The organism is Brevundimonas staleyi, assembly GCF_041893865.1.
Classification (GTDB): domain Bacteria; phylum Pseudomonadota; class Alphaproteobacteria; order Caulobacterales; family Caulobacteraceae; genus Brevundimonas; species Brevundimonas staleyi.
The window spans coordinates 1,111,356-1,131,004 of sequence record NZ_CP169082.1; the positions used below are offsets into that span (position 1 = coordinate 1,111,356).

Sequence of the window (19,649 nt, forward strand, 5' to 3'; positions counted from 1 at the left end):
GAATGGCGACGGTTTGTGGGGGCCTTGCCTGGCCGTCCCCACCCGGCTTCGCTTTGCTCAGCCACCCTCCCCCGAGGGGGAGGGAAAATGTTGAGGCGCTTCACTGGCCTGGCCCCCGAGGCTCGATCAGCTCGCGGCCTTCGCCCAGCAGGATCAGCCGCTCCTCGTCGTCGACCTGAACCAGGACCAGACGGCGGGCGGGGTCCAGGACCAGGGTCTCCACCACCTTCAGCCGACGTTCGCCGCGCTCGGCGTTCAGCCGGGCCATCAGCTGGGGCGCGTAGCGACGCGCGGCCCAGGCGGCCAGGCCGATCAGGCCGAGGGTGAAGGCGAGACCGAAGACGGCGCGCGCGAGATCGAGGAAATTCATACGACAAAAGCCCCGGCAGACGCGGGCGACCTTTAACCAACGTGGTTAACGTCCCGTTGAGATAAGGCCTCGTTAACCATGCAGGCGGCATTTTCTGCCCATCTTGAACGAGGACGATCCCGATGGGCGTCGCCGACATCTCTCTTCTGAGCCAGATCAAGGGCCGCCTGACCTGGCTGGACGCACGCCAGAGCGTGGTCGCCCAGAACGTCGCGAACTCCGACACGCCCGGCTACGTCGCCCGCGACCTGCGCGCGCCCACGGATTTCGCCGCGGCGTTGCGGGACGGAGGCGGGCTGCGGATGGTGCAGACCTCGGCCGCTCACATGCCGATCGGCGGGCCCAACGGCGCCCCGTTGGCGCGCTTCATCTCGGAAAAAGCGCCCGATTCCGAAACCACGCTGGACGGCAATTCGGTGGTGGTCGAGGAACAGATGCTGAAGATGGCCGAGAGCCGGGGCGACTATGACGCCGCGATCGGCCTCTACACCAAGTCGATGGCCATGATCACCCTGGCGGCCAAGGTCCCGGGTCGATGAGCCGTAAGGACGCCGCGAAATGACCGACCCCATCAACGGCCGCAACAGCGCCCAGCGCAACTCCGCCATGGCGGTGGCCGCCTCGGCCCTGACCGCGCAGCAGTCGCGCATGCGGATCATCGCGGAGAACATCGCCAACGCGGAATCGACCGCTCCCACCGCCGGCGGCCAGCCCTATCGTCGCCAGATCCCGGTGTTCGAGGCGCGCGGCATCGACGGCGCGACCGGGGTGTCCCTGGCCGAGGTGCGGCCGGACCAGAGCAACTTCCGCCGCGAATACGATCCATCCCACCCGGCGGCGGACGCGGACGGCTATGTGCTGCGGCCCAACGTCGACACCCTGATCGAGGCCATGGACATGCGCGAGGCGCAGCGGGCCTACGAAGCCAACCTCAACGTCATCGAGACGGCGCAGTCGATGGAATCGCGCACGCTCGACATCCTGAAGCGCTGACCATGATCCCGGAAAGTGTGAGCGGCCTTCGGATCGGATCCTGGTCCATCAGGAATGAGGTCTAGCCGATGTCGATGAACCCCCTGATGGCGGCCCGCGCCTATGCCCAGGCGCAGGGCGCGGGCGGAGTGACCGGGGGCGCGTCGGCCGCCGGCGCGCCCGAGTTCTCTCAGCTGTTGTCCAACGTCATGGGCGACATGACCCAGCAGACCCGTGCGGCCGAAACCCAGATGACCCAGACGGTGCAGGGCCAGGGCTCGCTGATCGACGTGGTCACCGCCGTGTCCAGCGCCGAGGCCTCGCTGCAGACCGTCATCGCGGTGCGCGACCAGGTGATCTCCGCCTATCAGGAGATCATGAGGATGCCGATCTAGGGGTTAGGCAGTAGGCAGTAGGCAGTAGGTAGTAGGTAGTAGAGTTGCCGGTGACGCCCAGGCTTGGACCACTCTTGCAGCCTCCCTCACTGCCCCAGCAATCCCTTACTGCCTACTGCCTACTGCCTACTGCCTATCCCAGGCTGGACGTCGAACGCGATCGTCAGGCGTTCGCCTTCGCCCGTGAAGGGCTCGGTGCCGTGCCACATCCACGAGGGGAACAGGGCGACCGTGCCGGGCTTCGGCTCGATCCAGTGTTCCGGCGGCAGCTCCAGCCCGACGCCGAGGCGGCACGCGCCGAACCTTAACCAGCCGGCTTTCGGTTGATCCGGCGAGGGGGCCGGCGTCTCGAGGTACAGGGCCGAGGACACCCACCCCTTCGGATGGATATGGTCGCTGTGATGCCCGCCGGCCCTCAGCCGCACCGACCAGGCGCCGACGATCTCGAACCCCGAACCGGCGCGACGGCTCATCGGATCGTCGCGACCGGCCATGTCGGAGATGTAGGTCTGGATCGGTGCGGACAGGGCGTCGAAGACAGCGTCGATCGACGGGTCGCCCGCGAACCGGGGGTCCAGCGCGGCCTGGGCGCCGGAGCGGATCGACTGACCCAGGGGTTCGGCGGAAAAGGGATGCAACGCCCGCAGGGCCTCAGCCGCCGCGCGCAGCCAGTCGTTCCGATCCCGGCCCTGCGGCGGCGCCAGTTCGAAGGCCGTCGTGAGACGTTCGTAGTCGGCCTTGCTCAGGGCGCGGGGGTCGCCGAGCACCCTAAGGGCGACCTGGCGCAGCGCGAGGGCGTACTGGTCGTCGGGATGGGCGTTCAGATGACGTTCCAGGCCGGACAGGGCCTCGTTCGACCGACCGGCCGCGATCTGGGCCGCCAGCAGGGTTTTGCGCGCCTCGGCGACGCCGGGCAGGGCGCGATCGGCGGCCTTGGCGTGCGTCAGGGCCAGGGCCGGATCGAAGCCGGACGCGGCCGTGGCGGCGATCAGGTCCAGCACCGGCGGATGGGGCCGGGCCAGCCAGGGCTCCAGACCCGAATAGGCGGGCCGATCTCCAAGTATGTCCCGCGCGATCCGCGCCCTCAACCCCGCCAGATCGACGTCGGCGGGATCGGCTGTCAGCAAGGCGTCGATCGCCGCGAGCGCTTCCGACGCATCGCCGGTCCGCATCCAGACGAGTTGCGCCTGGTCGCGCAGGGCGTCGGCGTAGCGCAGGCGCCGCGTCAGCGTCTGGCGAAGCGCCGCCTCCGCCTCTTCCAGGCGGCTCAGGGAGATCAGGACGCGGGCGAACACCAGCCAGGTCTCGGGCGCGTCGCCGCCCTTGGCGAACGCGCGTTCCACGGCCTCCAGGGCGGCGGGCGAATCGCCCATGTCGCCCAGCGCGGCCGCAAGGTTGTGCTCGGCGACGGCGCTGGACGGACGCTCGCCGACCGTGCGCGTCAGGGCGGCGATCCGGGCCGCCGCATGGGGTCCGTGCGGGCTCACGACCGGCCTCGCGTCAGTTCTCGCGGCGAGCCCGGACGGAGCGTCCTCCGTCGACGCTGAGCAGATAGCTGCCCATTGCGGCCTGACGAATACGCACCGACGCGCCCGGCCTCATGCGGATCGTGACGTTCTCCCCGTCGATCTGACGCCAGGTCGAGCCGTCGGCCAGGTCGAAGATCCACTGGCCTCGCGCGTCCTGGCGGGCGCTGGTCAGTTCGGTTTCGATGGCGTTGATCGGAGCGTCCTGACGCAGGCCGGCGAACAGGTCCGCCGTTCCCAGGTTGAGGCCGAACAGACGGGCGCGGGTCTCGCGCGCCGCCTGGGTGTCGATCACCGTCACCTCGCCCTGTTGCTGCGCGGTTTCGAACGCGCCGGCGGCCGCGTCGAAACAGGCCAGTCGCGCCTCTGGCGCCGCAATCTGACGACAGGCCATGAGATCGTTCAAAAGAGAAGGCCGCCCCGCCGCCGCGTCTTGGGCCACGCCCGCAACGGGCGCGGCGAACGTCAGACAAAAGAACATGGCCGCGATGCGACATTTGGATGCACTTATCAGCATTAACTTAGCCCAGATCAGTTGAACGCGCCGTCTCTTGTTAGGCGATATTTTATACGCCGCCGCAATGGCATGAGGCGTGGTCTGAAAGTGACAATCCTTCACGAAAGCGTCGCGTTTTGGCCATTGTCGTTGACCCACCACCGGTCTGCGGTAACGCTCGACGTCAAGCTCCGGAACCTGCGTCTGCAGGCTCTGGGCTGGCGGGCCGATACGGGTCCGACCTGAAAAGACTAAAAATGCTCATGGAGAAGCCCCTTTGATCGACACCACCTATCGTCGCCGACTTCTCGGCACCTCGATGTTCGTCGGCGCCGCGCTCGCAGCCAGCGTCGTGGCGGCGCCCGCCATGGCGCAGACCTCGCAAGAGGACACCGTCGACACCATCGTCGTGACGGGTTCGCGCATCGCTCGTCAGGACTACGTCTCCACCAGCCCGATCGTCACGGTCGGCCAGGAAGACTTCCAGTCGACCGGCTCGGTCACCATCGATAGCCTGATCAACGACCTTCCGCAGTTCGTGCCGTCGATCAACTCGACCTCGAACAACCCGTCCAACGGCGGTCAGGCCAACATCAACCTGCGTGGTCTGGGCACCGTCCGCACCCTGGTGCTGATGAACGGCCGTCGCGTGATTCCGTCGAACTCGGACGGCACCGTCGACGTCAACATCTTCCCGACCGCCCTGCTGCGGAACGTCGAAGTCATCTCGGGCGGCGCCTCGGCCGCCTACGGTTCGGACGCCCTGGCCGGCGTCGCCAACTTCATCCTGAACGAGCAGTTCGAAGGCGTTCAATTCGACGCCCAGTACGGCATCACCGACCGTAACGACGGCGCCACCGAGAGCTACTCGCTGACGATGGGCGCGCCCTTCGCCGACGACCGCGGCCACGCCATCTTCTCGCTGGGCCGTTCGACCCGCGACTTCATCTACAACGCCGCTCGCGACTTCTCGTCGGTGTCGGGCGCCTCGGGCGCCTCGCCGCTGGGCAGCACGGTGTTCGACGCCAACAACCTGCCGACGAACGCCTTCGTTCGCAGCTACTTCAACGACGCGACCCTGACGAACACGGGTTCGTTCGGCTTCAACGACAACGGCTCGGTCTTCAGCTACGTCCGTCAGCTCGGCTTCGTCAGCCCGGGCGGCATCGACTACGACGGCTTCCGCACGCGTTCGACGGACTACGTCTATAACACCGGCCCGCTGAACTATAACCAGCTGCCGCTGGACCGCTGGAACGCCTACTCCTCGCTGACCTACAAGCTGAACGACGCCGCCGAACTGTACGGCAGCCTGCTGTTCACCGAGTACTCGGCTGCTCAGGAACTGGCCGCTTCGCCGGCCGCCGCCGCCACCGGCTTCCGCGTTCCGTCGACCAACCCGTTCATCACCCCGGCGATCCGCTCGTTCCTGAACGCCCGTCCGAACCCGGCCGGCTCGTTCCGTCTGGACAAGCGCTTCAACGAGGTCGGCGGCCGTCGTTCGACCGAAAACTACACCATCTACCAGGGCACCTTCGGCGTCCGTGGCGATGTGGTCGGCCTGAAGGACTGGACCTACGACATCTACGCCCAGTACGGTCGTAACGAGCGCACCACCCTGCAAACCGGCAACGTATCGCGTTCGGCCGTCCAGACCCTGCTGGACGCCGCTGACGGCGGCGCCTCGATCTGCGCGGGCGGCTTCGATCCGTTCGGCATCTCGAACATGTCGCCGGCGTGCGTGGCCTACATCGCGCGCGTCTCGCAAAACGTCACCGCTCAAGAGCAAACGGTCGTCGAAGCCTCGCTGCAAGGCGGCCTGTTCGACATGCCGGCCGGTGAAGCCCGCTTCGCCGCCGGTATCCAGTACCGTGAAGACGACTACGACTTCCGTCCGGACGCCTCGCTGTCGCGCGTCAACCCGACCGTGACCCGCGCCGACGGCGGCACCACGGGCGGTTCGGAAATCGCCGGCTTCAACCCGACGCCGGCGCTGAAGGGCACCACCAACTCGCTCGAATACTTCGCCGAACTGCTGGTTCCGCTGCTCGCCGACATGCCGTTCATCCAGTCGCTCGACCTGAACCTGGGCTACCGCTACTCGGACTACTCGACCGTTGGCGGCGTGCAGGCCTACAAGGCCGATCTGGACTGGGCGGTCGTGGACAGCCTCCGCTTCCGCGGTGGCTACTCGCGTTCGGTTCGCGCGCCTTCGATCGGTGAACTGTTCGCCGCCGGCGGCACGACCTTCCCGAGCATCGGTTCGCCGTCGGCCACGGGTCTGTCGGGCGATCCCTGCGACATCCGCAGCTCGTACCGTCAAGCCTCCAACCCGAACGCCGCCGCCGTCCGCGCGCTCTGCATCGCGCAGGGCATCTCGGCTGCCGCCATCGACAACTTCGTCTACTCGAACCAGCAGGTGTCGGGCATCAGCGGCGGCAACCCGAACCTGTTCGAGGAAACCTCGGACTCGTTCACGGTCGGCGCCGTGTTCACCTCGCCCTTCCAGAGCCCCTGGCTCTCGGGCATCTCGGCCTCGGTCGACTACTACAACATCGAGATCACGGACGTGATCGGCAGCGTCGGCGCCTCGACCCAACTGCAGGGCTGCTTCAACGCCCAGGGTCAGAACCCGACCTACTCCAACAGCAACGGCTTCTGCCAGCTGTTCGTCCGTGACCCGCTGTCGGGCAGCGTCCAAGGCGCTCAGGAAATCCAGTCCAACCTGGCGACCCTGAAGACCTCGGGCATCGACGCCCAGTTCGACTGGACCGTGGGTCTGGCCGACGTCGGCGCTCCGGACTGGGGCAACCTGGCCCTGAACGTCGTCATCGGCTGGCTGGAAAACCGCGAGCGTCAAGACGTCGCCGGCGGTCCGTTCATCAACCGTACGGGCACGATCGACAGCGTCTTCGGCAACACCTTCCCCGAGTGGAAGAGCCTGACCTCGCTGACCTGGGCCAACGGTCCGTTCTCGGTCGGCGCGCGCTGGCGTCACGTGGGTGAAATGCGCCAGTTCGCCACCACGACCGACCTGGACTCGGCCGACTACTACGACCTGATCGGCAGCTGGGCGATCAACGACACGGTCAGCCTGCGCGCCACGGTGAACAACGTCGGCGACGAGCAGCCGATCGTCTACTCGCCGGGCGTCCAGGCCAACACCGACCCGTCGACCTACGACACCCTGGGTCGTCGTTACTCGATCGGTCTGACCGCCCGCTTCTAAGGCGCGTCAAAGGCTAAAAAGTTGGGGGCGGCCGAGACATCGGCCGCCCCCTTTCTTTTGCGCGAAATCAGGGCCGGGGCGGACGCGCCGGCCTTGTCAGGCCGATCAGTCGGCGTCGGCCAGGAGGGCCAGGAGGGCGAAACTCGCCAGCCAGTGCTCGCCCATGTAGTCGCCGGTGACGTGAGGCAGGGCGGCGTCGAGGTGGTCCTGGGCCGCCTTGAGCGCGACGGCGCGACGCGGGTCGGAGGCGGGCAGGGCCGAGGCGATCCCCCGCCAGCACCAGGCCCGGCTGAGGTTCAGACCGTCCAGATGGGCGATCTTTCCGTCACTGCGATCGCTGACGGTGGCGGGCAGGAAGAGGGTCGTCGGCTCGCGTTTTTCGAGGTGTGGAAGATGGAGATCGAACCAGTCGGCGAAGGCTCCATCCTCAAGCACATGACGCATCAGTTCGCTCACCATCAGGGCGGGTGAGAGGAACTCGTCCTGCGACGGCTCCCAGGCCTGATTGTCGCGGTCGTTGGAGTGCCAGCGCAGGGCCGAGGCGCGACAGAGGTCGCCCAACTCGGCGTCGCCTGTGCTGTCGGCGTAATCGAGGGCGAGCCGGAGGGCGAAGGCGGTGTTGTAGTGGGTGCCGACGCGGACCGGATAGGTCGAGATCGGCAGGAAGGTCTTGAATCGCCGGGCGAAGGCCTCGGCGAGGGGGCGGAGATTGGCCGCCCAGACACGGCCGCGCGGGTCGTCGTGCCGCTCCAGCTCCGTCTGCAGCATCAGGAGCCAGCCCCAGCCATAGGGACGCTCGAACGGCCCGGCGTAGGGGCGGCCGAGGTAGGCGACTTCGACGCCGACGTTATCCGGCGTGAACAGGGTATCGGCCAGATCGGCGATGGCGGCGGCTTCGGGCGCTTCCGGATAGAGGCGGCGCAGGGTGAACAGGGTCCACCAGCCGTGGACGCAGGAGTGCCAGTCGAAACTGCCGAAGAAGATGGGGTGGAGGGCGCGGGGGCCCAGCGCATCCTGCGGCCCGTTCAGGACGTGATCCAGCTTGTGCGGGTACTCGCGGGTGACGTGGCCCAGCGCCGCCTGGGCGAAGCGGGCGGCGGTCTGGGCGTCGAGACTGTGGGGCATGTCAGAACCGGAAGGCGAGGGCGTACATCAGGACGATGTTGACGACGAGGAGGATCAGGGCGGTCGGGGCCTGGGCGCGGATGACGCCGTTGAAGGCGGCGTTGCGGTCCGGCAGCTCCAGCAGATTGGCCGGGACTACGTTGAAGTTGGCGGCCATGGGCGTCAGCAGGGTGCCGCAGAACCCGGCCAGCATGCCGATGGCGCAGACGATGGCCGGGTCTCCGCCGAACTGATGCACCACGAAGGGCAGGCCGATGGCGGCGGTCATGACCGGGAAGGCGGCGAAGGCGTTGCCCATGACCACGGTGAACAGGGCCATGCCGAGGCAGTAGGCGATGACGGCGACCAGCGGCGAGCTCATCGGCACGGCCTGGGTGACGACATCGCCGACCACGCCCCCGACGTTGGAGGCCAGGAAGATGGCTCCGAGCGCGGCCAGCATCTGGGGCAACAGGACGGCCCAGCCGATGGAGTCGATCAGGCGGCGGCCTTCGTGCAGGGGCGCGGTCGCGGGCGGACGCAGCCAGGCCATGGCGGCGATCAGGGCGATCAGACAGCCGAGCGCCAGGGCGATCAGGGTGGTCTGGGTGGAGGACAGCAGGACCTCGCCCCAGCCGGTGTGCTTGGCGGCGAGGGTCCCGCCGACGGCGACGACCGGGACGATCAGGGCGGGCAGGAAGAGCCAGTTGCCTCGGCGCGCGGCGCTGTCGCGGCGTTGCTCGGTCGTGGTGGTCTCGGGCTTGCCGACGCCGAGCTTGGACAGGCCGCCGAGCGCGACGAGGGCGATGACGAGGAGGCCGTTGCCGAGGCCGCCAAGGTACGAACCGAACAGCATGGATCCGGCCAGCAGCCCCCAGAACAGGGCGCTGCGGATGCGGGTCGGATGGGCCGGATCGCGCAGGGTCAGGATGGCGAAGGCGGCGAACATCAGTCCGACGAGGATGTAGACCTGATCGAGGGTGATCATTGGCCGGCCTCCGCTTTCGGAGCGGCAATCCTGCGGCGGACCTCACGGTCGAACATCAGCAGGCGGAAGCCGTGGACGATGAAGGCGGCGATGGCCGTGGGGATGGCCCAGACCGACAGCTGCAGCGGCTCCACGATGATGCCGGCCTGTTCGAGGAAGCCGACCATCAGGATGATGGAGCCGATGGCGATGAAGATGTCCTCGCCGAAGAAGAGGCCGATGTTGTCGGTGGCGGCGGACATGGAGCGGATGCGGTTGCGGGCGTCGTCGGGCAGGGCGCCGCCCGCCTCGACCTCGGCCGCGCCCTCGGCCATGGGGGCGACCAGGGGGCGGACCATCTGGGGGTGACCGCCGAGCGACGTCAGGCCCAGCGCCGATGTGGCCTGACGGATGAAGAGGTAGACGACCAGAAGACGTCCGGCGGAAGCCGCCTTCACCTTGCCGATCAGCATGCGGGCGCGCTCCTGAAGCCCTGCGCGTTCGAGGAGGCCGATGACCGGCAGGATCAGCCAGACGACGTGGAAGTATCGGTTGTCGTTGAAGGCGTCCCCGAAGGCCGTGAGGGTGGCGACGGCGGCCTGGTAGAGGTCGGCGAGGCTGACACCGGGGACGATGGCGGCGCAGATGCCGGTGACGAGGGCGGCCGCCAGGATGACCAGCAGCGGGTTGATGCGCGCCACGAAGCCCGCGACGACGACCAGTATTCCGAGCAGTACGAGCATGTGTCCCTCCGACTCCCTCGCCGCGACGATGCACCATCCCGCCTCCCTCTCCCAGAGGGAGAGAGCTTGAGCGCACACGAGCGTCAGCGAGTGTTCTGGCGCGAAAGGGTGAGGGGTTATGCTCTCACCCGGACGCACCGTAACCCCTCACCCTTTCGGCTGGCGGATCGCTATCGCTCTCCGAGCCTCAAGCCCTCTCCCTCTGGGAGAGGGTCAGGGTTCGCCGAACCCGCCGCCGCCGGGGGTTTCGATGACGAACACGTCGCCGGGGGTCATGGAGGCTTCCGCCGTGGAGCCGAGGGGTTCGACGCTACCGTCGGCGCGTTCGATGCGGTTCGCCCCGACCTCGCCCGGATCGCCTCCGGCCGCGCCGAAGGGCGGGACCCTGCGGTGGCCGGACAGAATGGCGGCGGTCATCGGTTCCAGGAACCGCACCCGCCGCGTCGCCCCATCGCCGCCGTTCGCCGCCCCCGCGCCGCCGGAGCCGCGACGGACGGAGAATTCCTCCAGCAGGACGGGGAAGCGGGTTTCCAGCACCTCGGGGTCGGTGAGGCGGCTGTTGGTCATGTGGCTCTGGACCGCGCTGGCGCCCGGCGCGTTCGGGCCCGCGCCCGCGCCGCCGGCGATGGTCTCGTAATACTGGCGGGTGGCGTCGCCGAAGGTGAAGTTGTTCATCGTGCCCTGGCTGGCGGCCAGCACGCCGAGCGCGCCGTACAGCGTATCCACCACCGCCTGGCTGGTCTCGACATTCCCGGCGACGACGGCCGCCGGATAGCGGGGGTTCAGCATCGACCCCTCCGGCACGATCAGGGTGATGGGCTTCATGCAGCCCTCGTTCAGCGGGATGGCGTCGTCCACCAGGGTGCGGAAGACATAGAGGGTCGCCGCGCGCGTGATCGACAGGGGGGCGTTGAAGTTGGTCGGGCGCTGGTCGGCGCTGCCGGTGAAATCGACGACGGCCTTGCGGGCTTGCGCGTCCACATCGATGCGGACGCGGATGACGGCGCCGTCGTCCATCTCATAGGCGAACGAACCGGGCTTCAGGGCGGCGATGGCGCGGCGGACGGCCTCCTCGGCGTTGGACTGGACGTGGGCCATATAGGCCTCGACGACCGGGCGGCCGAACTCGGCGACCATGCGGACCAGTTCGTCGGCGCCGCGCTGGCAGGAGGCGACCTGGGCCTTCAGGTCGGCCATGTTCTGATCGACGTTGCGGGATGGGTATGTCCCGGAGGCGAACAGGGCACGGGTTTCGGCGTCGCGCAGCCGCCCGGCCTCGACCAGCAGGAAGTCGTCGATCAGCACCCCCTCCTGTTCGACCGTGGTCGAGGAGGCGGGCATGGAGCCCGGCGTAATGCCGCCGACGTCGGCATGGTGGCCGCGCGCGGCGACGAAGAAGGCTGGCGTTGCTTCGGCCTCGAGGAAGACCGGCATGATGACGGTGATGTCGGGCAGGTGGGTGCCGCCGTTGTAGGGCGCGTTCAGCATGACGACGTCGCCGGGCTTCATGGTCTGGCCCCGCGAGGCGAGGACCACGCGGATGCTCTCACCCATCGAGCCGAGATGGACCGGGATGTGCGGGGCGTTGGCGATCAGGGCGCCGGACGCGTCGAAGATGGCGCAGGAGAAGTCGAGCCGCTCCTTGATGTTCACCGAATAGGCGGTGGCGCGCAGGGCCTCTCCCATCTGTTCGGCGCAGGCCATGAAGCGGCTGTTGAACACCTCCAGCAGGATGGGGTCGGCGTGGGTACCGATGGGGGCGCGGTTGGCCAGCGGGGTGGTGCGCTCGAGGATCAGGTTGGCGTGGGCGTCGACGCGGGCGGTCCAGCCCGGCTCGACCACGGTGGTGCCGGTGGATTCAAGGATGAGGGCGGGGCCGGGGATCGTCGCACCGGCGGCAAGGGCGTCGCGGTGATGGACGGGGGTGGCGTGGTCGGCGCCGGCGAGGCGGACGGGGACAGGCGAGATCTCTCCCTCCCCCTGCGGGGGAGGGTGGTCGGAGCGAAGCGAAGACCGGGTGGGGGCGGCAAGGCGAGGCCCCCCTGACGTCGTCGCCACGTCGCCCTGCCCTCCCCACCCGGTCGCTGCGCGACCACCCTCCCCCGAGGGGGAGGGAGAGCTGACAGCCTCGACCTCCAGCGTCTCGACGACCAGCGCCTTGTCTTCGGCGAAGAAGCCGAAGCGCTGGCGATGCAGGGTCTCGAAGGCGGCGGCCATGTCGGCAGCGGGGCCGAAGGGGACGGTGAGGGGGGTGTCGCTGCCGGCGAATTTGATCTCGGCGCGGGCCTCGGCGGCGATGGAGGCGGCGGGCAGGTCCTGGGCCAGGAGGTCGGCGCGGGCCTCGGCCTCCAGCGCCCCGACGCGGTCGGCGAAGGCGCTGTCGGAGGCGGGGGCGAGGGGGGCGGCGACGGTCGTCTGGCGGATCGTGCGGATGGAGGCCAGGCCCATTCCGTAGGCGGACAGAACGCCCGCGAAGGGGTGTAGCATGACGGTCGTCATGCCGAGCGCGTCTGCGACGAGACAGGCGTGCTGGCCGCCCGCGCCGCCGAAACAGTTCAGCACATATCCGGTCAGGTCGTGGCCGCGCCGGATGGAGATCGACTTGATCGCCTCGGCCATGTTCTGGACGGCGATGGCGACGAAGCCCTCGGCTAGGTCGAGTGGATCGGTCGGGCGGCCGGTGGCGGCCGTGACCTCGGCGGCGAGGGCGTCGAACTTTTCGGCGACGGCGGCGTGGTCCAGCGGCTGGTCGCCGTTCGGACCGAAGACGGCGGGGAAGAACTCCGGGCGAAGCTTGCCGAGCAGGACGTTGCAGTCGGTGACGGTTAGGGGGCCGCCGCGCCGATAGGCGGCGGGTCCCGGGACGGCGCCGGCGCTCTCGGGCCCGACGCGCAGGCGCGAGCCGTCGAAGCGGCAGATGGAGCCGCCGCCCGCCGCCACCGTGTGGATCGACAGCATGGGGGCGCGCAGGCGGACGCCCGCGACCACGGCGTCGGAGGTGCGCTCGAACTCCCCGGAATAGTGGGCGACGTCGGTCGAGGTGCCGCCCATGTCGAAGCCGATGACGCGGTCGAAGCCGGCGGCCTCGGCGGTCGCGGCCATGCCCACCACGCCGCCGGCGGGGCCGGACAGTATGGCGTCCTTGCCCCGGAAGGCCGAGGGGCCGGCCAGGCCGCCCGACGACTGCATGAACATCAGGGGCGTGTCGGGTCCCAGCGCGCGACCGACGCGGGCGACATAGGCGTCGAGCACCGGCGACAGGTAGGCGTCGGCCACCGTCGTGTCGCCGCGCCCGATCAGCTTGATCAGGGCGCCGACCTCATGGCTGACCGAGATCTGGGTGAAGCCGATCTCGCGGGCGAGGGCGGCGAGGCGGCTTTCGTGGTCGGTGAAGCGCCAGCCGTGGACGAGGACGATGGCCAGGGCGCGATAGCCGTCGGCGAAGGCGGCGGAGAGGTCGGCGCGGGCGGCGACCTCGTCCAGCGGGCAGTCGATGGCCCCGTCGGCGCGGACGCGTTCGTCGATCTCGACGACCCGGTCGTTCAGCGGTTCGGGCACGACGACGTGGCGGGCGAAGATGTCGGGCCGGGCCTGCCAGCCGATCTTCAGGGCGTCGCCGAAGCCACGCGTGATCGCCAGGACCGTGGGCTCCCCCTTGCGTTCCAGCAGGGCGTTGGTGGCGACCGTGGTGCCCATGCGAATGTCGGCGACGAGACCGGCGGGCAGGGGACCGGGCGCGGCCTTCAGGATGCGGCGCACCCCCTCGACGGCGGCGTCCTCATACTGGTCCGGGTTGTCGGACAGGAGCTTGGCGGTGGTCAGGGCGCCGTCGGGGGCGCGGGCGACGATGTCGGTGAAGGTGCCGCCCCGGTCGATCCAGAACCGCCAGCCGTCGCTCGAGATCGTGTCGTTCGCCATCCCCGATCCTTCGCGGATCGGGGCGGCGGCGGCAAGGCTTCAGACGGCGAGGCGAGCCCGATCTGCGTCGAGGAAGGCGACGATGTCGGGGATGGTGGTGCGCGGGTTCCGGGTGTGGGGATAGGCGTGGGCCGTGCGGGCCTTCCGGTCGAACCAGATCTCGTCGACCACCTCCGGCGGGCGGGTGGCGGCCAGCCAGTCGATGGTGTCGGCGCCCTCGTGGTCGTTGCGGAGGATGGGGGCCAGGATCTTGCGGAATTTGGGCAGGCTGGTCTTCACGCCGGCGGTGTCGGCCCAGCCGGGATGGACGGCGTAGGTCTTGATGCCGTCGGCGGCCCAGGCGGCGCGCCAGTGCTCGGCCAGGGCGATCTGGGCGCGCTTGTGGGCGGCATAGGCGGCGAAGCCGTTGAAATGCTCCTCCGGAATGTTGAGCATCTTCTTGTTGAGGCCGAGGTTGTAGAGGCCGCCCGAGACGACGTTGATGACCGCCGCGCCCGACTTGATGAGACCGGCCTTGTAGAGGTCCTCGGTCAGGATCCAGTGGCCCAGAAGGTTCGTGGCGTAGGAGGTTTCCAGACCCTCGGGCGTCGCCTGATACTCCCGCATCAGAAGGCCGACGTTGTTGACGACGACGTCGAACTTCACCGCTGCGATCTCGGGCCGCTTGGCCAGACCCCCGACGGCGGACATGGAGGAGAGGTCGCAGGTGACCGGCACGATCTTGCCCGGCCCCGGCGCTTCCTGAACCAGATCGGCGAGCGCCTGCACATTGCGGCCGATGGCGTAGACGGTCGCGCCCTTGGCGGTGGCGCGAAGGGCCGTGGCCTTGCCCAGACCGCCCGTGGCGCCCGAGATCAGCCAGTTCTGGCCGGCGTAGTCAGCCTTCACCGGCTTGAACGGCAGACCGCGCGCGACATAGCCGACGCGGGTGAAGGACGGCGCGAACCGGCCGTAGAAATTCACCGACTTCATCAATGCCGTCCAGAAAGGGGGCTCGGCCATGGGGTGTTCTCCGCGCGATCCTGCGTCGCTTGCGTAAACACACTAATCGTTCGGTGCGGCTTGGCAAGCGGCTTGCGTTTCTGGACTTAACGCGCCAGCGTTAGGACAGAAGACGCGGCGACAGCGTCCGGGAGGCGGAATGACCAGACCCATCCGGGTGATCCAGTGGGCGACCGGGTCCATGGGCAAGGCGTGCCTGAGGGCCGTCCTGGACGACGACCGGTTCCAGCTGGTCGGCCTGTTCGTCTATGGCGCGGGCAAGGCCGGACGGGACGCGGGCGACATCGCGCGCAGGCCCGAGACGGGGGTGATCGCCACCCGGTCGATCGACGAGATCCTGGCCATCGACGCCGACATCGTGGTGCATACGCCGATGCTTTCGGCCCCCTATACGGGGCACGACGCGGACGTGAAGCGGCTCTTGGAAAGCGGCAAGAACGTCGTCTCGATCAACCACTATTTCGAGCCCGCCGCCCTGGGGCGCGCCTATGCCGGGGGGCTGGCCGAAAGCGCGATCAGGGGCGGCGCGACCCTGGCCGGGACCGGGGTCAATCCGGGATGGGTGGCCGAGCGGATGGCGGCCAACGCCGTGTCCCTGTGCCTGTCGCATCGCAACATCGCGAGCCGGGAAATCATCGACTGCACAACGATTCCGAACCCCGACTATGTGTTCGGGGCGCTCGGCTTCGGCTCCGCGCCGGGGGCCATCGATCTGACGAACGGGCCCTTGGCCGAGACCTTCACCAGCATGTTCTCCCAGAGCGTGGAGGGGCTGGCGCAGAGGCTCGGCCTGTCGCTGGACCGGTTCGAGCCGGACCATTCGGTCAGCCTGGCGGAGCGCGATCTGACCGTGGCGGCGGGCGAGATCGCCAAGGGGACGGTCTCGGCCACGACCTGGCGCGTACACGGCCTGATCGACGGCGAGCGGCGCATCACCCATGAGGTCAACTGGATCATGGACACGGCGCAGCAACCCTTCGCCGGCAAGCCGCACTGGGAGATCGAGGTGGACGGCCTGCCGGGGCTGAGGATCGCCATGGACATGGTCGACACCGCGCCCGAGGGCGTCCGCACCAAGCCCGAACAGTTCGCCGTGGCCGCCATGGTGCGCGAAGCGATCCCCCGCATCGTCGCGGCGCCGCCCGGCCTGATGAGGCTCTAGAACCCACCGCCGCAGACTTGCCCGCTAACGCAAGTCATGTCACTTTCGATTCAAGACTGACTATACAGTCGCCCGAGGAAACATATGGCCGACCGCGATCCCGAGGTGCAGGCCCTGCTCGACAAGAAGGCGATCGAGGAGGTGCTGCTGAAGTTCCTGCGCGGCTGCGACCGCGGGGATCCCGACCTGGTCGAACGCGCCTATTGGCCGGACGGCTGGGAGGATCATGGCGGGACCTTCGACGGGCCGGCCAGGGACTGGGTGGCGGCGGTCAAGGAGCGGCTGAAGACGGCCGGGCTGATGAACCATCTGGCCTCCAACATGGTCATCGACCTGACCTCGGCCACCACCGCAATCGCAGAATGCTACATTCTGACGGCGACGCGGCTGAACGGCGAGACCGGGCCGTTCGACGTCCGCACCTTGGCCCGCTGCGTCGACCAGATGGAGAAGCGCGGCGCCGAGTGGCGGATCAAGCGCCGCACCATGTGCTGGGAATGGAACGAGGAGCGGGAGCTGTCCGAGACCTGGGCGCGGGGCGGCATCACCACGGACCCTTCCATCCTGCGCCGGGGCGCCAAGAAGCCCCACGACATTCTCTACACCGCCGTCGCCTGAAGGGATCGGACATGGATATTCAAGGCTCAGTCGCCATCGTCACGGGCGGCAATCGGGGGATCGGCGAGGGCTTCGTGGAGGTCCTGATCGAGGAGGGGGCGGCCAAGGTCTATGCCGGGGCGCGCGATCCGGCCTCGGCCCAGCATCTGGTCGACCGCTACCCGGGCAAGGTCGTGGCCATCGCCCTGGACGTCACCAAGCCGGAGACGATCGCGGCCGCGGCGGCCGCCTGTCCGGACGTGTCGGTGGTGGTCAACAACGCCGGCGCCTTCCACAACAAGCTTCTGATCGGGGCCGACGACATCTCCGCCGCGCGCGACGAGATGGAGGTCAACTATTTCGGTCCGCTGCAGATGGCGCGCGCGTTCGCGCCCATTCTGAAGGCCAACGGCGGGGGCGCCATCCTGAACGTCCTGTCGGTCGGCGGCATCGTCGCCGTGCCGAACATGGGCGGCTACAGCCCGTCGAAATTCGCCATGCGCGCGGCCGGAAACTGCATCCGCGCCGAGCTGGCCGGACAGGGGACCAGCGTCACCTCGCTGATCGTCGGCTCGGTCGATACGCGGATGGCCTCGCATGTGAAGGGCGCCAAGGAACAGCCTTCCGACATCGCCCGCGCGGCGATGAAGGGGATCACGCGCGGCGTCGACGAGATCGATACCGATCGCTTCGCGGTGGAAAGCCGCGCCGCCCTGGCCCGCGATCCCAAGGGGATGGAGCGGGGCATGGCCAAGATGCTGCACGCCAAGGAACTGTCGACCGGCCGTTGATGCCGGACAAATAGGGGGAGACCAGACCATGCCGCCCATCACCGAAGTCCTGACCCTGCTCGGGATCAATTTCGCCATCGCGCTCGCGTCCTTCATCATCCTCTGGCGGGTCGGGGTGGCGATCAAGGACGTGTCCTTCGTCGACGCCTGGTGGGCGTTGGGCCTGGCCCTGATGGCGGTGACGACCTTCTTCATGGCCGACGGCGCGCCCGAGCGGATGCAGTTGATCACGGTGTTGAGCTGCATCTGGGGGCTGCGGCTGGGAGGCTACATCCTGTGGCGCTGGCGGGCGCACGGGCCGGACCGTCGCTATGTGAAGATGCTGGACCGGGCCATGGAGGCCAAGGGCTGGAGCTATTCCAAGGCCTCGTGGCGGATGGTCTTCATGACCCAGGCGCCGATCCTGTGGGTCACCAGCTTCCCGGTGCAGCTGGGCCAGATGTCGTCGATCCCGGCCGAGGTCGGGACCCTGGGCTGGGTCTGCGCGGGTCTGGTGGTGTTCGGCATCTGCTTCGAGAGCCTGGCGGACTGGCAGCTAGTGAAGTTCAAGGCCAATCCGGACAACGCGGGCAAGGTCTTCGACAAGGGGCTGTGGCGCTATACGCGGCACCCGAACTATTTCGGCGACCTCTGCACCTGGTTCGGCCTGTTCGGCATCGCGGCGGAGACGACGCTGGGCCTGTTCGGCATCGTCGGGCCGCTGCTGCTGCTGGTGCTGTTCCTGAAATATTCGGGCGGGACGTCCTATGAGAAGCGCCTGACCTATCATCGCCCCGGCTATGCGGATTACATCGCCCGCACCAGCCCGCTGATCCCCTGGCCGCCCAAGCGCGCGGTCGCCGGAGAGAAGTCCGCCGCATGATCCGACCCGCCCGGCCGCGCATAATGTCCACCCCGGGGGTCGCCATGCCGGCGCCCCAGTCGGTCGGGACCCTGTTGAACGTCCATGCGGAGCGGGACCCGGATCGCCCGGCCCTGACGTTCGAGGGCGTGACCCTGACGCGGAAGGCGCTGGCGGACCGGGTCAACCGGCGGGCGCGGACGTTGCAAAAGGCCGGGGTGGTCGAGGGCGATTTCGTCGCCATCGCCCTGCCCAACTGTCCGGCATTCCTGGAGCTGGCCTTTGCGGTCTGGGCCCTGGGCGCGACGCCCGCGCCCCTGTCGCACAAGCTGCCGGCGATGGAGCTGGCGGGGATCCTGGATCTGCTCCAACCCCGGCTCATCGTCACCGACGATCCGGCCAAGGCGAATGGGACCAAGCGGCTGTCGGAGGCGGAGACCTATGACGCCTCCGCCGATCCCTCGCCCCTGCCGGAGATCGTGTCGAAACACCTGAAGGCGATCGCCAGCGGCGGCTCGACCGGGCGTCCCAAGGTCATCGTCGACATGGCCCCGGCCCTGGCCGATCCTGACGTGCTGTTGCTGGGGATGATCCCGGAGGACGTCCTCCTGAACCCCGGCCCGCTCTATCATGCGGCGCCCTTCGGCATGACCTGTCTGGCCATGGGCTGGGGCGTGCATGTCATCCTGATGCCGCGCTTCGACGCGGAGGAGACGCTGCGCCTGATCGACCGGCACAGGGTCAGCTGGCTGTTCCAGGTGCCGACCATGATGCACCGCATCTGGTCCCTGCCTGACGAGGTGAAGGCGAAATACGACGTGTCGTCGCTGGACGCCGTCATGCACATCGCCGCCGCCTGTCCGCCCTGGCTGAAGCGGAAATGGATCGAGTGGGTGGGGGCTGAGACGGTCTGGGAAATCTACACCGGCACAGAGGCCCTGGGCGGCACCGGCATTCGCGGCGTCGAATGGCTGGAGCATCCGGGCTCGGTCGGAAAGGTCCTGCCCGGCTACGAGATGAAGGTGCTGGACGAGGCGGGAGCCCCTTGCGCGCCCGGCGTCGTCGGCGAGATCTATTTCATGCCCCTGCGCGGGCAGGGGACGACCTATCGCTATCTGGGCGCCGAGCCGCGCGCCAACGGGACGTTCGAGACCCTGGGCGACATGGGCTATGTCGACGAGGACGGGTGGCTGTATCTGGCCGACCGACGCGTGGACATGATCGTGTCGGGCGGGGCCAACGTCTATCCGGCCGAGGTGGAGGCCGCGATCGACAGCTTCCCCGGCGTTCAGTGCAGCGTCGTGGTGGGTCTGCCGGATCCCGACTTCGGCCAGAAGGTCCACGCTATCGTGGAGACGGCGGACGGGACGCTGGATCAGGCGGCTCTGGGCGAATGGCTGGCGGAGCGGATGGCGCCCTACAAGCGGCCGCGTTCGGTAGAGGTCACGACCGAGCGTCTGCGAGACGATGCGGGCAAGGTGCGGCGTTCCGCGTTGCGGGCCGCGCGGATGCCGGCGGAGGCCTGAAGCCCCCGCC

Annotated in this window: 17 protein-coding genes; 9 read left to right on the forward strand and 8 right to left on the reverse strand. The window is 68.5% G+C overall.

Annotation, left to right across the window (positions count from 1 at the left end; all coding sequences use genetic code 11):
* Positions 1-100 precede the first annotated feature (100 nt).
* Positions 101-370 (reverse strand): FliO/MopB family protein, encoded by a 270-nt coding sequence (locus tag ACETK8_RS05610; protein ID WP_374038529.1) that lies wholly within the window; start codon positions 368-370, stop codon positions 101-103.
* A gap of 122 nt (positions 371-492) precedes the next feature.
* On the opposite strand from ACETK8_RS05610, the gene ACETK8_RS05615 reads away from it, so the two are divergent.
* The 3 genes from ACETK8_RS05615 (at position 493) to fliE (ending at position 1,737) form a co-directional block, all read left to right on the forward strand.
* On the forward strand, positions 493-909 hold the full coding sequence (locus ACETK8_RS05615) for a flagellar basal body protein (protein WP_374038530.1): 417 nt from the start codon (positions 493-495) through the stop codon (positions 907-909).
* Between the two features lie 19 nt (positions 910-928).
* Complete coding sequence (gene flgC / locus ACETK8_RS05620; RefSeq protein ID WP_374038531.1) at positions 929-1,363, forward strand: flagellar basal body rod protein FlgC; 435 nt, start codon at positions 929-931, stop codon at positions 1,361-1,363.
* Positions 1,364-1,437: 74 nt separating this feature from the next.
* A complete protein-coding gene (fliE, locus tag ACETK8_RS05625; protein ID WP_374039354.1) occupies positions 1,438-1,737 on the forward strand; it encodes a flagellar hook-basal body complex protein FliE in 300 nt (99 codons plus the stop codon).
* A gap of 119 nt (positions 1,738-1,856) precedes the next feature.
* On the opposite strand, the gene ACETK8_RS05630 is transcribed toward fliE, so the two are convergent.
* Together ACETK8_RS05630 and ACETK8_RS05635 are read right to left on the reverse strand one after the other, a co-directional pair.
* Positions 1,857-3,224, reverse strand: a complete 1,368-nt coding sequence (locus tag ACETK8_RS05630; RefSeq protein ID WP_374038532.1) for a putative 2OG-Fe(II) oxygenase — start codon at positions 3,222-3,224, stop codon at positions 1,857-1,859.
* Between the two features lie 13 nt (positions 3,225-3,237).
* Entirely contained in the window at positions 3,238-3,657 is a 420-nt protein-coding gene (locus ACETK8_RS05635) for a hypothetical protein (RefSeq protein ID WP_374038533.1), read from the reverse strand.
* 379 nt (positions 3,658-4,036) lie between these two features.
* Here ACETK8_RS05635 and ACETK8_RS05640 point away from each other — a divergent pair, with 379 nt between their 5' ends.
* Positions 4,037-6,988, forward strand: coding sequence for a TonB-dependent receptor plug domain-containing protein (locus ACETK8_RS05640; RefSeq protein ID WP_374038534.1), 2,952 nt, complete (start codon positions 4,037-4,039; stop codon positions 6,986-6,988).
* A gap of 105 nt (positions 6,989-7,093) precedes the next feature.
* Here the strand turns inward: ACETK8_RS05640 and ACETK8_RS05645 are convergent, their stop codons facing one another.
* The 5 genes from ACETK8_RS05645 to ACETK8_RS05665 all read right to left on the reverse strand — a co-directional run bounded on the left by ACETK8_RS05645 (position 7,094) and on the right by ACETK8_RS05665 (position 14,722).
* Positions 7,094-8,113, reverse strand: a complete 1,020-nt coding sequence (locus tag ACETK8_RS05645; RefSeq protein ID WP_374038535.1) for a DUF2891 domain-containing protein — start codon at positions 8,111-8,113, stop codon at positions 7,094-7,096.
* Between the two features lies 1 nt (position 8,114).
* Positions 8,115-9,080, reverse strand: coding sequence for a DUF979 domain-containing protein (locus tag ACETK8_RS05650; RefSeq protein ID WP_374038536.1), 966 nt, complete (start codon positions 9,078-9,080; stop codon positions 8,115-8,117).
* Positions 9,077-9,802 (reverse strand): DUF969 domain-containing protein, encoded by a 726-nt coding sequence (locus ACETK8_RS05655; RefSeq protein WP_374038537.1) that lies wholly within the window; start codon positions 9,800-9,802, stop codon positions 9,077-9,079. The genes ACETK8_RS05650 and ACETK8_RS05655 overlap by 4 nt, the downstream gene beginning before the upstream one ends.
* 213 nt (positions 9,803-10,015) lie before the next feature.
* The gene (locus ACETK8_RS05660; RefSeq protein ID WP_374038538.1) at positions 10,016-13,720 is read right to left on the reverse strand and encodes a hydantoinase B/oxoprolinase family protein; all 3,705 of its coding nucleotides are present in this window, start codon (positions 13,718-13,720) and stop codon (positions 10,016-10,018) included.
* 39 nt (positions 13,721-13,759) lie between these two features.
* Entirely contained in the window at positions 13,760-14,722 is a 963-nt protein-coding gene (locus tag ACETK8_RS05665) for an SDR family NAD(P)-dependent oxidoreductase (RefSeq protein WP_374038539.1), read from the reverse strand.
* A gap of 139 nt (positions 14,723-14,861) precedes the next feature.
* Between ACETK8_RS05665 and ACETK8_RS05670 the strand changes: the two genes are divergently transcribed.
* The 5 genes from ACETK8_RS05670 to ACETK8_RS05690 all read left to right on the forward strand — a co-directional run bounded on the left by ACETK8_RS05670 (position 14,862) and on the right by ACETK8_RS05690 (position 19,639).
* Positions 14,862-15,884 (forward strand): hypothetical protein, encoded by a 1,023-nt coding sequence (locus tag ACETK8_RS05670; RefSeq protein WP_374038540.1) that lies wholly within the window; start codon positions 14,862-14,864, stop codon positions 15,882-15,884.
* Between the two features lie 84 nt (positions 15,885-15,968).
* Positions 15,969-16,502, forward strand: a complete 534-nt coding sequence (locus ACETK8_RS05675; RefSeq protein ID WP_374038541.1) for a nuclear transport factor 2 family protein — start codon at positions 15,969-15,971, stop codon at positions 16,500-16,502.
* Between the two features lie 11 nt (positions 16,503-16,513).
* Positions 16,514-17,272 (forward strand): SDR family oxidoreductase, encoded by a 759-nt coding sequence (locus ACETK8_RS05680; RefSeq protein WP_374038542.1) that lies wholly within the window; start codon positions 16,514-16,516, stop codon positions 17,270-17,272.
* Positions 17,273-17,300: 28 nt separating this feature from the next.
* Positions 17,301-18,134 (forward strand): DUF1295 domain-containing protein, encoded by an 834-nt coding sequence (locus ACETK8_RS05685; protein WP_374038543.1) that lies wholly within the window; start codon positions 17,301-17,303, stop codon positions 18,132-18,134.
* The gene (locus ACETK8_RS05690) at positions 18,131-19,639 is read left to right on the forward strand and encodes an AMP-binding protein (protein WP_374038544.1); all 1,509 of its coding nucleotides are present in this window, start codon (positions 18,131-18,133) and stop codon (positions 19,637-19,639) included. Before ACETK8_RS05685 ends, ACETK8_RS05690 begins: the two co-directional genes overlap by 4 nt.
* Positions 19,640-19,649 lie beyond the last annotated feature (10 nt).